At 62.6% G+C, this 12651-nt stretch carries 13 protein-coding genes; 8 read left to right on the top strand and 5 right to left on the bottom strand.

Annotated elements, in window-relative coordinates; genetic code table 11:
• Both X566_RS14360 and X566_RS14365 read right to left on the bottom strand, forming a co-directional pair.
• Window positions 1–360 (bottom strand): SCP2 sterol-binding domain-containing protein, encoded by a 360-nt coding sequence (locus tag X566_RS14360; RefSeq protein WP_034467333.1) that lies wholly within the window; start codon window positions 358–360, stop codon window positions 1–3.
• Window positions 361–367: 7 nt separating this feature from the next.
• Window positions 368–2029 (bottom strand): NAD(P)/FAD-dependent oxidoreductase, encoded by a 1662-nt coding sequence (locus X566_RS14365; RefSeq protein ID WP_034467335.1) that lies wholly within the window; start codon window positions 2027–2029, stop codon window positions 368–370.
• Window positions 2030–2323: 294 nt separating this feature from the next.
• On the opposite strand from X566_RS14365, the gene X566_RS14370 reads away from it, so the two are divergent.
• The 6 genes from X566_RS14370 (at window position 2324) to X566_RS14395 (ending at window position 8494) form a co-directional block, all read left to right on the top strand.
• A complete protein-coding gene (locus tag X566_RS14370) occupies window positions 2324–3457 on the top strand; it encodes a nitronate monooxygenase (RefSeq protein WP_034467337.1) in 1134 nt (377 codons plus the stop codon).
• A gap of 22 nt (window positions 3458–3479) precedes the next feature.
• Entirely contained in the window at window positions 3480–4544 is a 1065-nt protein-coding gene (locus X566_RS14375) for a phosphotransferase (protein ID WP_034467340.1), read from the top strand.
• 520 nt (window positions 4545–5064) lie between these two features.
• Window positions 5065–5991 carry an SMP-30/gluconolactonase/LRE family protein gene (locus tag X566_RS14380; protein ID WP_034467342.1) on the top strand — a complete coding sequence of 309 codons (927 nt, stop codon included), beginning with the start codon at window positions 5065–5067 and terminating at the stop codon, window positions 5989–5991.
• A gap of 67 nt (window positions 5992–6058) precedes the next feature.
• Complete coding sequence (locus tag X566_RS14385; RefSeq protein ID WP_034467344.1) at window positions 6059–6988, top strand: SMP-30/gluconolactonase/LRE family protein; 930 nt, start codon at window positions 6059–6061, stop codon at window positions 6986–6988.
• Window positions 6989–7008: 20 nt separating this feature from the next.
• A complete protein-coding gene (locus X566_RS14390; RefSeq protein ID WP_034467345.1) occupies window positions 7009–7602 on the top strand; it encodes a GNAT family N-acetyltransferase in 594 nt (197 codons plus the stop codon).
• Between the two features lie 100 nt (window positions 7603–7702).
• Entirely contained in the window at window positions 7703–8494 is a 792-nt protein-coding gene (locus X566_RS14395) for a DUF1963 domain-containing protein (protein ID WP_051444111.1), read from the top strand.
• 48 nt (window positions 8495–8542) lie between these two features.
• Here X566_RS14395 and X566_RS14400 read toward each other — a convergent pair whose 3' ends face one another.
• The 3 genes from X566_RS14400 to X566_RS14410 form a co-directional block, all read right to left on the bottom strand.
• Complete coding sequence (locus X566_RS14400; RefSeq protein ID WP_034468761.1) at window positions 8543–9160, bottom strand: HAD family phosphatase; 618 nt, start codon at window positions 9158–9160, stop codon at window positions 8543–8545.
• A 96-nt stretch (window positions 9161–9256) separates the two neighbouring features.
• Entirely contained in the window at window positions 9257–10099 is an 843-nt protein-coding gene (locus tag X566_RS14405) for a MoxR family ATPase (protein WP_034467347.1), read from the bottom strand.
• A gap of 141 nt (window positions 10100–10240) precedes the next feature.
• Window positions 10241–10492, bottom strand: coding sequence for a GlsB/YeaQ/YmgE family stress response membrane protein (locus tag X566_RS14410; protein ID WP_244434755.1), 252 nt, complete (start codon window positions 10490–10492; stop codon window positions 10241–10243).
• 319 nt (window positions 10493–10811) lie between these two features.
• On the opposite strand from X566_RS14410, the gene X566_RS14415 reads away from it, so the two are divergent.
• Window positions 10812–11987: a VWA domain-containing protein gene (locus X566_RS14415; protein WP_034467353.1), complete on the top strand. Its 1176-nt coding sequence runs from the start codon at window positions 10812–10814 to the stop codon at window positions 11985–11987.
• Between the two features lie 138 nt (window positions 11988–12125).
• Window positions 12126–12551 (top strand): rhodanese-like domain-containing protein, encoded by a 426-nt coding sequence (locus tag X566_RS14420; protein WP_034468763.1) that lies wholly within the window; start codon window positions 12126–12128, stop codon window positions 12549–12551.
• The last annotated feature ends 100 nt before the right edge of the window (window positions 12552–12651 follow it).

Raw genomic sequence — 12651 nt, forward strand, 5'->3', positions numbered from 1 at the left:
TCATGCGCTCGCTCGCAATGCGGCGAGCATATCCTTGAAGTAACGCAAGTGCGTCATAAACAGATGGATATCGCCCTCGACCGAGAGCTGTCGGGTCTTGGTCAGAGCGATCAGGTCGTGAAAGCCGGGCTTCGGCAGTCGTTTCCAGAACTCGGCCCACGCCTCGCTGGAGGCGCGGAGCGCGAGCGTGGCGTTATTGATCGGCAGGTCCTGCGGCCGTACGGCGGCGATGCGGCCCTTCTCGATGCGGATGAGCCAGCTCTTGGGGCCGACCTGCAGCAGGAGCGTTGTATCGAGATGCTGCCCGCGCCGCACCAGCGACGCGTTCGCATTCACCCGCTCGGCAAGCTGCTCGATCATGCGTGGTCTATTCCGCCGCCGTTGCTGCTTGCCGCTGCGGCGTCAGCAGGAAGCCTTCGTAGTTGTTCGCGGCGATGCGGTCGCAGGTCTGCCGGTAAGTCGGAACGCCACCGATATAGGGCATGAACACCCGCGGCTTGCCGGGGACGTTGGCCCCCATGTACCAGGAGTTCGCCTGCGGATAGAGCGTCTTGAACGCGACCTCGTTGACGTGCGCGACCCAGTCGTCTTCCGCCTTCTGAGTGGCTTCCATCGCGCCGATCCCGCGTTTGCGCAAGTTGGCAAGGCAGTCGGTGATCCAGTCCACATGCTGCTCGATCGACAGGATCATGTTCGAGAGCACCGACGGACTGCCGGGGCCAGTGATGAAGAACAGGTTCGGAAACCCGGTCACCATCAGCCCGAGATAGGTCTTCGGTCCCTCGGCCCACTTGTCCTTCAGTGTCCGCCCCTCGCGGCCCCGGATATCCACCTTGGCGAACGAGCCGGTCATGGCGTCGAAGCCGGTGGCGAAGACGATGGCGTCGAATTCATACTCCTTGCCGCCGGTGATCAGGCCCTTCGGTGTGATCTCCTCGATGGGCGCGTTGCGGATATCGACCAGCGTGACATTGTCACGGTTGAAGGTCTCGTAATAATCCGTGTCGAGGCAGATGCGCTTGGTGCCGATCGGATAGGTGGTCGGCTGCAGCAGCTTCGCGACCGCCTGATCCTTGACGACTTCGGCGATCTTGGTGCGCACGTACTCCGCCGCGGTGTCGTTGGAGGCCTTATCCAGAGCGAGATTGTTGTAGGACGACATAAAATGGAGCCCGCCTTGCTCCCATTCGGTGTCGTAAACCTTGCGGCGCGCGTCCGGTGTGTCGTCCATCGCCCCCTTGGTCGGCAGCCGGCCGAACACGCCGTTGCGCATCTCTTCGCGCGCCTTGCGCCGCCGCTCGGGATAGTTCTCTTTCCAGTCACGCTGATAGTCCGGCGTCAGCGGATGGTTGCGCGCGGGAATCGAGAAGTTTGGCGTGCGTTGGAAGACAGTCAGGTGCTTGGCCTGCTCGGCGATCACCGGGATCGACTGGATCGCCGACGATCCGGTGCCGACGATGCCGACGCGCAAGCCGGTGAAATCCACGCCCTCATGCGGCCATTGGCCGGTGTGGTAGGTCTTGCCCTTGAAGCTCGACAGTCCCTTGAAGTCCGGCGTGCGGGCATTGGAGAGCGAGCCGGTCGCCATGATGACGAACTGTGCGCCATAGCGCTTGCCGTCGTCGGTGGTCACGGTCCAGCGGTCGGTATCCTCGTTGAACACGGTGGAGGCGACGCGGGTGTTGAACTGGATGTCGGGTCGCAGGTTGAATCGATCGGCGACATGGTTGGCGTACTTCAAGATCTCCGGCTGGGCGGCGAACCGTTCGGTCCATTCCCATTCCTGCTGAAGTTCGTTCGAGAACGAGTATGAGTACTGCATGCTCTCGATGTCGCAGCGCGCGCCCGGATAGCGGTTCCAGTACCAGGTGCCCCCGACGCCCGAGCCTTGCTCGAACACGCGCGTCGAAAGGCCAAGGCCGCGCAGCTTATGCAGCAGATACATGCCAGCGAAGCCCGCGCCGACGACGATGACGTCGTAGCTCCTCACCACGGTCATATCCGCCGCGTCGCGTTGAAGGTCCGTCATGAGTGAAATCTCCGCGTTTCCTAGATCCTGCCGGCCCTAGCGTTTCTGTCAGGTCGCTATTGAGGCCCGGCGACTGTTGATTGATGTGAATTGTCTCTCACGGATGGAAAAGCGCAAGGGACAACAGCGCGCACCGGCCCGCGTCTGGCGCAGTACCGCTGTGCGGTAGCGACGGATGGGGACGGCCGGTCGCAACCAGGCGCAAATCGGTGCTCGGGACGGCTTGGCAGCCGGTCGATCTCTGGTTTAGCGTTTCGGGAACAACGATAACGACGTCAGCGGAGGAAACCGGCGATGAGAACGCCCATTTGCGAGATGCTTGGCATCGAATTTCCACTTGTCGCCTTCAGCCATTGCCGTGACGTCGTCGCCGCCGTCAGCCGTGCGGGCGGCTTCGGCGTGTTCGGTTGCACATCGCATTCGCCGGAGAGCCTCGAGCAGGAATTGAAATGGATCGATGCGCATGTGGACGGCAAGCCTTACGGGCTCGACGTGCTGATCCCGGAGAACATGGCGACTGCGGGCGAGAAGCACGTCACGTACAACTCGCTGATCAACCGCGTCCCGCAGCAGCACTATCAGTACGCGCGCGATCTCCTGAAGAAGTACGATATCGAGATCGAGCAGGCGAAATTCGCCAACGACAAGCCACAGCCGTTCGATCCCGAGCGGGCGATGGAATTGCTGCAGGTCGCCTTCACGCATCCGATTCGGCTGATCGCCAATGCGCTCGGTGTGCCACCGCCGTCGATGATTGAATTGGGTCACAAGCACGGTGTGCCGGTCGCGGCGCTTATCGGCGCTAAGGAGCACGCGCTGCGTCAGGTGGCTGCGGGCGTGGACATCCTGGTGGCGCAGGGCACCGAGGCGGGTGGCCACTGCGGCGAGGTCTCGACCATGGTGCTGGTGCCGGAGGTGCTGAAGGCGATCAAGCCGGTTCGTGACGTGCCGGTGCTGGCGGCGGGCGGCATCATGACCGGGCGTCAGATGGCCGCCTGCATGGCGATGGGCGCGGCGGGCGTATGGACCGGCTCGGTCTGGCTTGCGACCACCGAATCGGAAACCTCTGAGACCTTCCGCGAGAAGATGATCGCGGCCTCCTCGCGCGACGCGATCCGTTCCAAGGGGCGCACCGGTAAGCCCGCGCGGCAACTGCGCTCGGTCTGGACCGATGCCTGGGATCGCGCGCCGGAAAGCCCCGGCGCCTTGCCGATGCCGCTGCAGAGCCTGGTCAGCAACGATGCCTTCCGCGCGATCGATCGGGCCGCTGCTGGCGGCAATGCCAAGGCGCGTGAGCTCGTCAGCTACTTCGTCGGCCAGGGCGTCGGCCTGGTTGATAGTGTGAAGTCGGCGACCAGTGTGGTACAGGAGTTCAAGATGGAATTCCTCGACGCGGTCGAGCACATGCAGGGACTGGTGGCCGAGTAAGCGAAGGCCATCAACAGGCTTCATGACGACGCAAACCTTGCCGCCGATGGCCAGCGCGGCGCATCTCACCGATGCGCTGCGCCGGGCGGAAGTCCTCGATGGTGCGCGGGTGAGTGAGGTGGTCGTCGAGAGCAGCCAGAACACGGTGCTGTCGCGGATCGTCCGTCTCGAGCTGCGTTACGATGGCGATGCGCCGCGGGCTCCAAAGGCGTTGATCCTGAAGAGCTGTCATCCCGATCGGGCCGAGACCTTCTGGTTCGCTGGCGAACGGGAGGTGGCGTTCTACACCCAGGCGGGTGCGCGGATGCCTGCCGGGATCGTGCCGCATTGCTTCGAGGCGGTTTGCGACCCTGCCAGCAAGACGTGGCACCTGCTGCTCGAAGATCTGGCGCTGACGCATCGGATCGCAACCGCCTGGCCGCTGCCCCCAACCCAAGGCCAATGCGAGAGCATCGTATGCGCGCTGGCGCGGCTGCATGCGGCGTGGTGGGACGACCCCCGCCTTGGCAACGAGGTCGGCAAACAGGTGAGCGCTGCCGAGCGTGATGCATGGCTCACACGCTTCGCCGGGGATTTCGGCAAGTTCTGTGACTTTATGAGCGATCGCTTGTCGCAGGAGCGGCGCGTGCTGTTCGAGCGGCTGCTAGCCCAGCACGAGCGCGTCTTTGCCGATCGCAGCCGTCGCGGCAACATCACCATCAGCCACGGCGATGCCCATGTCTGGAACGTGCTGTTGCCGCGCGAGGGCACGGGCGGCACAGCCCGCTGGTTCGACTGGGACGCCTGGAGCATCGATACCGGTGCGAACGATCTCGCCTATATGATCGCGATGCACTGGTACTCCGACCGCCGCGCCTTGCTGGAGCAGCGCTTGCTCGACCGCTATCACGAGGAGCTTGTTGCCTGCGGGGTGACCGGCTACAGCCGCGCGGCGCTGGATACGGACTATCGACGCTCGGCTTTATTGTTGATCGGCCGGCCTGTGTGGCAATGGGCCAACAACATTCCGCCGGTGATCTGGTGGAATAATCTCGAGCGCATCCTGCTTGCGGTGGACGATCTCGGCGCGCGGGAGCTGCTGGATTAGCGAAGCGCTGTCCTCTTTTCCTAATGGAAGGAGAGGAAGTGCGTCACATCAACTTAGCCGTCATTCCGGGGCGCGAGCGAAGCTCGTGAGCCCGGAAACCATATCCCCGGTGCTTATGGGGTTCTGTTGTGCAGGTGATCTCGGGTCATCATCCGCAGCGCGCCCGCGCACTGACTCATGCAACAGCCATCACAAACGCAGGGCGTATGGGTTCCGGGCTCATCGCTGCGCGATGCCCCGGAACGACGGAGAGAGTGGAGCAAGCGCTCCAGCATCCAGCAGGCGTATCCATGTAGGCACCTAAACACACCCGCCTCTAGCACAGTGCTTGTCCTCCGCCAGCCGTGCCCGCCGGCGGAACGCATCGCCCGCAGAAAAGCTGACAAACAGTTTTTCCGAATGGGAGTGTGGCACCTGCGGTCTGTTCATCATGGTGCGATGGCCTATAGTGCAGCCTCTGTCTGTTCGAGCCTGCCGGAAGATTCGGCATTGCGCTCCAAGCAAAAAGGGGAGGCCTACTGTGCCCAATATGCGTGTCCTCGCGACCGATCTCGAGTTTCCTGAAGGCCCGGTGGCGATGCCCGATGGTTCGGTCATCCTGGTCGAAATCCGCGGTCAGCGGTTGACGCGTGTCTATCCGGATGGGCGCAAGGAGACGGTGGCGCAGGTGCCGGGTGGTCCGAATGGCGCAGCGCTGGGACCCGACGGAAAAATGTACATCTGCAACAACGGCGGCTTCTCATGGGCGACGGTCAATGGCCGCCAGGTCTCGCTCGCGGCGGCAGCCGACTACAAGGGCGGTTCACTGCAGCGGGTCGACTTGCAGAGCGGCAAGGTGGAGACGCTGTTCACCGCATGTGGCGAGAACAAGCTGAATGGGCCCAACGATCTCGTGTTCGACAAGGGCGGCGGACTCTGGTTCTCCGATCTCGGCAAGCGGCGTGCGCGCGACATGGATCTCGGTGCGGTCTACTACGTCAAGCCGGGCTTGAAGGAAATTGTCGAGGTGGTTTCGCCGCTGTTGCCGGCGAATGGCATCGGTCTGTCGCCAGACGAGAAGAAGGTCTATGTGGCCGAAACGCCGACAGCGCGGGTCTGGTCATTCGACATCACCGGGCCGGGGCAGATCGCGCCGGTGGATGTGATCTATCGCGGCGAGAAGGGCAAGCCGGTGGCCGGTCTTGGCGGCTACCAGATGTTCGACTCGCTGGCGCTCGAAGCCAACGGCAACATCTGCGTCGCAACGCTGGCGTCCGGTTGCATCTCGGTGATCGCGCCGGACGGTAAGCTGGTCGAGCAGGTTTCGACCGGCGACGTCGCCACCACCAACATCTGCTTCGGCGGGCCCGATCTGAAGACGGCGTACATCACCCTGTCCGGTAAGGGACAGCTGGTGGCGATGGATTGGCCGCGGCCCGGCCTGCCGCTGAACTTCCTCAACACGTGAGACAGAAGCAAAGCGCCGGCATCACTGCCGGCGTTTTTATGACAGGGAAACGTTTTGGAGGTGTACCGTGCCCAACTATCGCGTCATTGCATCCGATCTCGAGTTTCCTGAAGGTCCTGTGGTCATGCCGGATGGCTCGGTGATCCTGGTCGAGATCATGGGGCAGCGGCTGACACGGATTTATCCGGACGGACGCAAGGAGACCGTGGCGCAGGTGCCCGGCGGCCCGAACGGCGCGGCGCTGGGCCCGGACGGCAAGATGTATGTCACCAACAATGGCGGCTTCGGTTGGACCAATGTCCGCGGCACCTGGATGCCTGGAGCGCCGAAGCCGGGCGACTATCTCGGCGGCAAGATCCAGCGCGTCGATATCCAGAGCGGCAAGGTGGAGACGGTCTATGATCGTTGCGGCGAGCACACGCTGAAAGGGCCGAACGACATCGTGTTCGACCGCCAGGGCGGCTTCTGGTTCACCGATCTCGGCAAGCGCTACGCCCGTACCTCGGATGTCGGTGCTATTCACTACTGCAAGCCGAACGACGGCGGCATCGTCGAGGCGGTGTTCTCGATGGAGCGGCCGAACGGCATTGGCCTCTCGCCGGACGAGACAACCGTTTACGCGGTGGAGACGCCGACCTGCCGCGCCTGGGCGTTCACACTGAGCGCGCCGGGGGAGATCAAGCCGCCGGAGAATTCGCCGCGCAACAACAAGGGCACGGTAATCGCGGGCCTCGGCGGCTATCAGATGTTCGACTCGCTCGGCATGGAGGCCAGCGGCAATCTCTGCGTTGCGACGCTGGTGACCGGCGCGATCAGCGTGATCGCACCGGACGGCAAACTGGTCGAGCAGGTCGAGACCGGCGATCACATGACCACCAACATCGCCTTCGGCGGGCCGGAGCTGAAAACCGCCTACATTACCTTGTCAGGCAAGGGTGAACTGGTGGCGATGGACTGGCCGCGGCCGGGCTTGCCGCTGAATTTTCTGAACAAGTGATGTGAGAGGGATCGTTGCAAATGGCCTGGCTTGAACCGGTAACGCTTGAAGGTCAGCACGCGCGGCTGGAGCCGCTGGCGAAATCCCATCACGACGGACTGGTGGAGGCGGTCAAGGACGGGGAGCTGTGGCACCTCTGGTACACCTTCGTTCCCGCGCCGGACAAAATGGCCGCGGAGATCGAGCGTCGGCTCGGCTTGCAGGCGGCGGGATCGATGCTGCCGTTTACAGTGAAGGCGCCGGACGGGACGATCGCCGGGATGACGACGTATATGAACGTCGATCAGGTCAACAAGCGCGTCGAGATCGGTTCGACTTGGTATCGCAAGGCCGTGCAACGCACGCCGCTCAACACGCAGTGCAAGCTGCTGTTGCTGCAGCACGCATTCGAGACGCTGAACTGCATTGCGGTGGAATTCCGCACGCATTTCTTCAACCATCAGAGCCGCGCGGCGATCGCGCGCCTCGGCGCCAGGCAGGACGGCATCCTGCGCAACCATCAGGTCGCGCCGAACGGTACGCTGCGCGATACGGTGGTGTTTTCCATCATCGCCAGCGAATGGCCGACGGTGAAGGCGCATCTGACGTATCAACTCGCGCGCGGCAGGGGCTGACGTTCGGCGCGGGGCAGGCGGTCGGCGGGCGAGGGCGACATTGCAGGCGAATCCTAATCCTTACGTGTATTGGCAGCCGCAGAACGATCCACCTGCAGCGATGTCGCGGCAGCAGATCGAAGCGGAGCTGTCGCGGCTGTTGCCATCCCATGCGCGGCGACTGGGCGAACTGATCCGGCCTGCCATCGGCCTCTGGCCGCGCCGGCCTGGTGCGCGACCGGATCCGCTCGGGGCCCGTTTCGGCGGTCTGCCCGTCGGGCCGGCAGATTGGTCGTGGCCAACGACCGACGATGAGCCGATGCTGTTTCTCGGCCAGGTGAACTGCGCCGATATCCCCGGGTATGCGGGTGGCGAGACGCTGCCCGGGACTGGCGTGCTGGCCTTCTTCGGAGAGGAAGACGTTGTGATCGGCGCCGCAGAAGGCGGCGATGATGGCTCCGTCTTCTATTGGCCCGATAGCACGGTGCTTCGTGCCGTCGAGCCGCCTGCCGGTGAATTGACGGTGTTTCCCGAGTGCGCGCTTGTCACGCGCTCGCTGTTCGATTTGCCTGATCCGCGGAGCGCGCTGATGCGATCGATCTTGGGCGATGGCGCAGATATGGCGGTTTACACGGAATTTCACCGCGCGATGCGAAGCCATGGTCTTCCGGCGGAGGCCGAATTCTATTGCGGGTTCAGCAAACTGTTGGGCTGGCCGCATCTGGTGCAGTGGTTTTCTGCGCCCGACAGTCAGGATCTGTCGCAACGGCTGCTGTTGCAGATCGACCAGTATTCAAACGGCGAGGAGATGGAAGGCTGGGGCCCCGGCGGCTCGCTCTATTTCACGATGAGCGAGGACGATCTGCGGGAGATGAAGTTCAGCGCCTGCATACTCGACGGGCAGTTTACGTGATGGCGCCTGCGTGTCTCGCGCTGGATGCCAAGCTGGTGTTTGCAGCGCTCACACCGGAAAGCCTTGTTGGCGGAGTTCCTGCGCCAGGTTTTCGCTGCTGACATAGTGATGCGCGTGCATGCCGATGGCGCGGGCGGCGTCTGCATTCTTCACGACGTCGTCGATGAACAGGCAGTCGGCCGCCTTCAGGTGGTAGCGGTCGAGCAGCAGCTGATAAATCGCAGGGTCCGGCTTCAGCAGGTGTTCGGCGCCTGAGACGATCATGCCGTCGAAGCCGTTCAGGAACGGAAACACCTCACGGGCGACGTCGTATTTCTCGGCCGAGAAATTGGTGATGGCGTAGGTCGGCACGCCTTTGCCGCGTAGCTTCTCCAGCAACGCAACGTTGCTCATGATCGGCTGCGAGACGGTTTCCACCCAGCGTTCGTCGAAGGCGCGGATGGCGTCGGCATGATCGGGGTAGAGCGCAATGCGCTCGGCGACGGCCTTCGCCCATGGCCGGCCGCGATCCTGTTCGAGATTCCACGCGGGCGTGCAGACCTCGCTCAGAAACCATTCCATCCGCTCCGGGTCGTCGAAGATCTTGCGGTAGAGGTATCGGGGGTCCCAGTCGAGCAGAACGCCGCCGATATCGAACACGACAATGCTGGGGCGGGAGGATGGCATCGCGATCACACGGCTTTGACAAGGATCGGGCGGGACCTCTTTGCAGAAATCCCGCCCGCGATGCCAATCAAAATGGAAGTCCGGTTGTTACCGCGCTCAGACGTCCCTGCGGCTGAGGAAGGCCAGCCGCTCGAACAGATGCACGTCCTGTTCGTTCTTGAGCAGCGCGCCATGCAACGGCGGGATCAGCTTGCGCGGATCGCGTTCGCGCAGCATCTCCGGCGTCATGTCTTCGTTGAGCAAGAGCTTCAGCCAGTCGAGCAGTTCGGAGGTCGACGGCTTCTTCTTCAGGCCAGGCACCTCGCGCACCTCGAAGAAGATGCGCAGCGCCTCTTCCACCAGCCGCTGCTTGATACCGGGGAAATGCACGTCGACGATCTGCGCCATCGTCTCCTGATCCGGGAACTTGATGTAGTGGAAGAAGCAGCGGCGCAGGAAGGCGTCCGGCAGCTCCTTCTCGTTGTTCGAGGTGATCATGATGATCGGGCGCTGCTTCGCCTTGATGTTCTCGCCGGTCTCGTAAACGAAGAACTCCATACGATCGAGCTCGAGCAGCAGGTCGTTCGGGAATTCGATGTCGGCCTTGTCCACCTCGTCGATCAGGAGCACGGGACGCTTCTCGGAGGTGAAGGCCTCCCACAGCTTGCCGCGCTTGATGTAGTTGGAGATGTCGGTCACCCGCTTGTCGCCGAGCTGGCTGTCGCGCAGGCGCGAGACCGCATCGTACTCGTAGAGGCCCTGCTGCGCCTTGGTGGTGGATTTGATGTGCCAGGTGATCAGCGGAGCGTCGAGCGCCTTGGAGACCTCCTCGGCCAGCACGGTTTTGCCGGTCCCCGGCTCGCCCTTGATCAGCAGCGGACGCTCCAGCACGATCGATGCGTTGACGGCGATCTTCAGGTCATCGGTGGCGACGTAGTTCTTGGTTCCGGTGAATTTCATTGGAGTGCCTTGGTTCTTCCTTTGGTTTCTTAAAAGACGCCGCCAATGTTGTCGTCCTGGCGTAGCCTGTTCCGGTACGCGATCGGTGGCGGGAGCAGTCCGGCAGCCGATCGGGCACCTTCAACTTTCAAATCCTGTTCCTCACGCTCGCCTGATCAGCGAAAGGATCACGAGCACGATCACGCCGCCGATCGCTGCATTGATAATGGCACGAACGATGCCGGAGCCGATCGCGATGCCGAGTTGCGGCAACAGCCACCCGGCAACCACCGCACCGACGATGCCGATGACAATATTGCCGATCAGTCCGAAGCCGCCGCCCTTGACGATCAAGCCCGCGAGCCAGCCTGCAATAGCACCGACAACGAGCCAGGCAATCACCGATTCAACCATAAGAACCTCCCCCATTGTTCGTTACCCCATTACGGCCCGTTGCCCACGATCCGCCGGACAGTTCGTCCCATCGGCCTCTCTGGGTCTGGACGGCTTAGCTCTCAAGGCCTCGGCCCTGCAAGCGCTCCGGAGCCCCATCTTTAGCTTCGGAACAGTCAGTGTAGTGGAATTACTGGCCCGGTCCAGCGCAGCACCGGCAAATTGGCCTGCCCAGCTCTGCTTTCGCCGCGTATGGGCTTGCACAAGGCGAGGGCAGCGGTGGCCCTGTAGTGGGCATTGATCTCTTGACGCGGCGCGTGGTCCCGTCACACTGTCGGGCATGTTCCTGCAATTCTTCTCTTCGCTGCGCGAGGCGCAGATTCCCGTCACCCTGCGTGAGTATCTCACGCTGATGGAGGCGCTCGACAACGATCTCGCCGAGCAGTCGGTCGAGAATTTCTATTATCTGGCGCGCAGCGCGCTGGTGAAGGACGAGCGCAATCTCGACAAGTTCGACCGCGTATTCGGCGTGACCTTCAAGGGACTCGAGAGCCTGCTCGATGCGCTCGACAAGGCCGACATCCCTGAAGAGTGGCTGAAGAAGCTGGTCGACAAATACCTCACTGAGGAAGAGAAGAAGCAGATCGAGGCTATGGGCTGGGAGAAGCTCATGGAAACGCTGCGCAAGCGCCTCGAAGAGCAGAAGGGTCGCCATCAGGGCGGCAACAAGTGGATCGGCACCGCCGGTACCTCGCCGTTCGGCGCTGAGGGTTACAATCCGGCAGGCGTTCGCATTGGTCAGAAGAAGAACCGCAACTTCAGCGCGGTGAAGGTCTGGGACAAGCGCGAGTTCAAGGATCTCGACGGCAACATCGAGCTCGGCATCCGTAATATCAAGATCGCGCTGCGGCGGCTGCGCAAGTTCGCCCGCACCGGTTCGCCGGACGAGCTCGATCTCGATACCACGATCAAGAAGACCGCCAACCAGGGCTACCTCGACCTGCACATGCGCCCCGAGCGGCGCAATGCCGTGAAGGTGCTGATTTTCTTCGACATCGGCGGTTCGATGGATTCGCACATCGCCACCTGCGAGGAGCTGTTCTCGGCGGCGAAGACCGAATTCAAGCACATGGAGTATTTCTACTTCCACAACTGCCTCTACGAGAGTGTGTGGAAGGACAATCGCCGCCGCTTCACCGACCGCACCAAGACGTGGGACGTGATGCACAAGTATCCGCATGATTATAAGATCATTTTCGTCGGCGACGCCTCGATGTCGCCCTACGAGATCATGATGCCGGGTGGCTCGGTCGAGCACGTCAACGAGGAGGCGGGCTCGGTCTGGATGGAGCGCATCACGCGGCTCTATCCGCATGCAGTGTGGCTCAATCCGGTGGCGCAGAAGCACTGGAGCTATTCGGAATCCATCACCATCATCAAGAAGGCGATGAACGACCGTATGTTCCCGCTGACGATCGAGGGGCTGGACAACGCCATGCGCGAGCTGGTGCGGTAGTTCGCCGGCAGACGTCCTGCGGGCTGGGCTGCAACAGCACGCGGGTCCTTGATAAGATCACGTCCGACGATAATGTCACATCCGAACGGCCGCGCGCCGCTCGGATCAGAAGAACAATCGAACCAAGGAGATCGACGCATGCCGCAAACCATCACCCGCGGTTACAAAGCCATGCTCGATGAGGCGAATGCGCAAATCGAGACGATCCCGGCTGCGGACGCCGTCAAGAGTTTCCCGAAGGGAGGCGTCGATCTCGCCGATACGGTGATCGTCGATCTGCGCGACCCGCGCGAAATCGAGCGCGAAGGCCGCATTCCCGGCGCCTTCTCCTGCCCGCGCGGCATGCTGGAATTCTGGATTGATCCGGCGAGCCCCTATGCCAAGCCGATCTTCCAGGAAGACAAGAAGTTCATTTTCCACTGTGCGAGCGGCTGGCGCTCGGCCCTTGCGGCAAAGGTCGCGCAGGAGATGGGGCTGAAGCCGGTTGCGCATATCGGCGGCGGCTTCACCGCCTGGCGTGACGCGGGCGGTGCGGTCGAGAAGGTCGAACCGAAGAAGAAGTGAGCCGAGATGCCGTCCGGTATCGCTGTGCGGGCCCCCATGCGGGCCCGCGGTTGTTTGCGGCGGCTGAACGCGGAGTGCGCAAGCGCCATTCGGCAATCTG

The organism is Afipia sp. P52-10 (assembly GCF_000516555.1).
Classification (GTDB): Bacteria; Pseudomonadota; Alphaproteobacteria; order Rhizobiales; family Xanthobacteraceae; genus P52-10.

Bases quoted from the DNA above. Each gene is read 5' to 3' on its own strand.
- X566_RS14360 (WP_034467333.1), bottom strand. From the start codon at position 360: ATGATCGAGCAGCTTGCCGAGCGGGTGAATGCGAACGCGTCGCTGGTG.
- X566_RS14365 (WP_034467335.1), bottom strand. From the start codon at position 2,029: ATGACGGACCTTCAACGCGACGCGGCGGATATGACCGTGGTGAGGAGC.
- X566_RS14370 (WP_034467337.1), top strand. From the start codon at position 2,324: ATGAGAACGCCCATTTGCGAGATGCTTGGCATCGAATTTCCACTTGTC.
- X566_RS14375 (WP_034467340.1), top strand. From the start codon at position 3,480: ATGACGACGCAAACCTTGCCGCCGATGGCCAGCGCGGCGCATCTCACC.
- X566_RS14390 (WP_034467345.1), top strand. From the start codon at position 7,009: ATGGCCTGGCTTGAACCGGTAACGCTTGAAGGTCAGCACGCGCGGCTG.
- X566_RS14395 (WP_051444111.1), top strand. From the start codon at position 7,703: ATGTCGCGGCAGCAGATCGAAGCGGAGCTGTCGCGGCTGTTGCCATCC.
- X566_RS14400 (WP_034468761.1), bottom strand. From the start codon at position 9,160: ATGCCATCCTCCCGCCCCAGCATTGTCGTGTTCGATATCGGCGGCGTT.
- X566_RS14405 (WP_034467347.1), bottom strand. From the start codon at position 10,099: ATGAAATTCACCGGAACCAAGAACTACGTCGCCACCGATGACCTGAAG.
- X566_RS14410 (WP_244434755.1), bottom strand. From the start codon at position 10,492: ATGGTTGAATCGGTGATTGCCTGGCTCGTTGTCGGTGCTATTGCAGGC.
- X566_RS14415 (WP_034467353.1), top strand. From the start codon at position 10,812: ATGTTCCTGCAATTCTTCTCTTCGCTGCGCGAGGCGCAGATTCCCGTC.
- X566_RS14420 (WP_034468763.1), top strand. From the start codon at position 12,126: ATGCCGCAAACCATCACCCGCGGTTACAAAGCCATGCTCGATGAGGCG.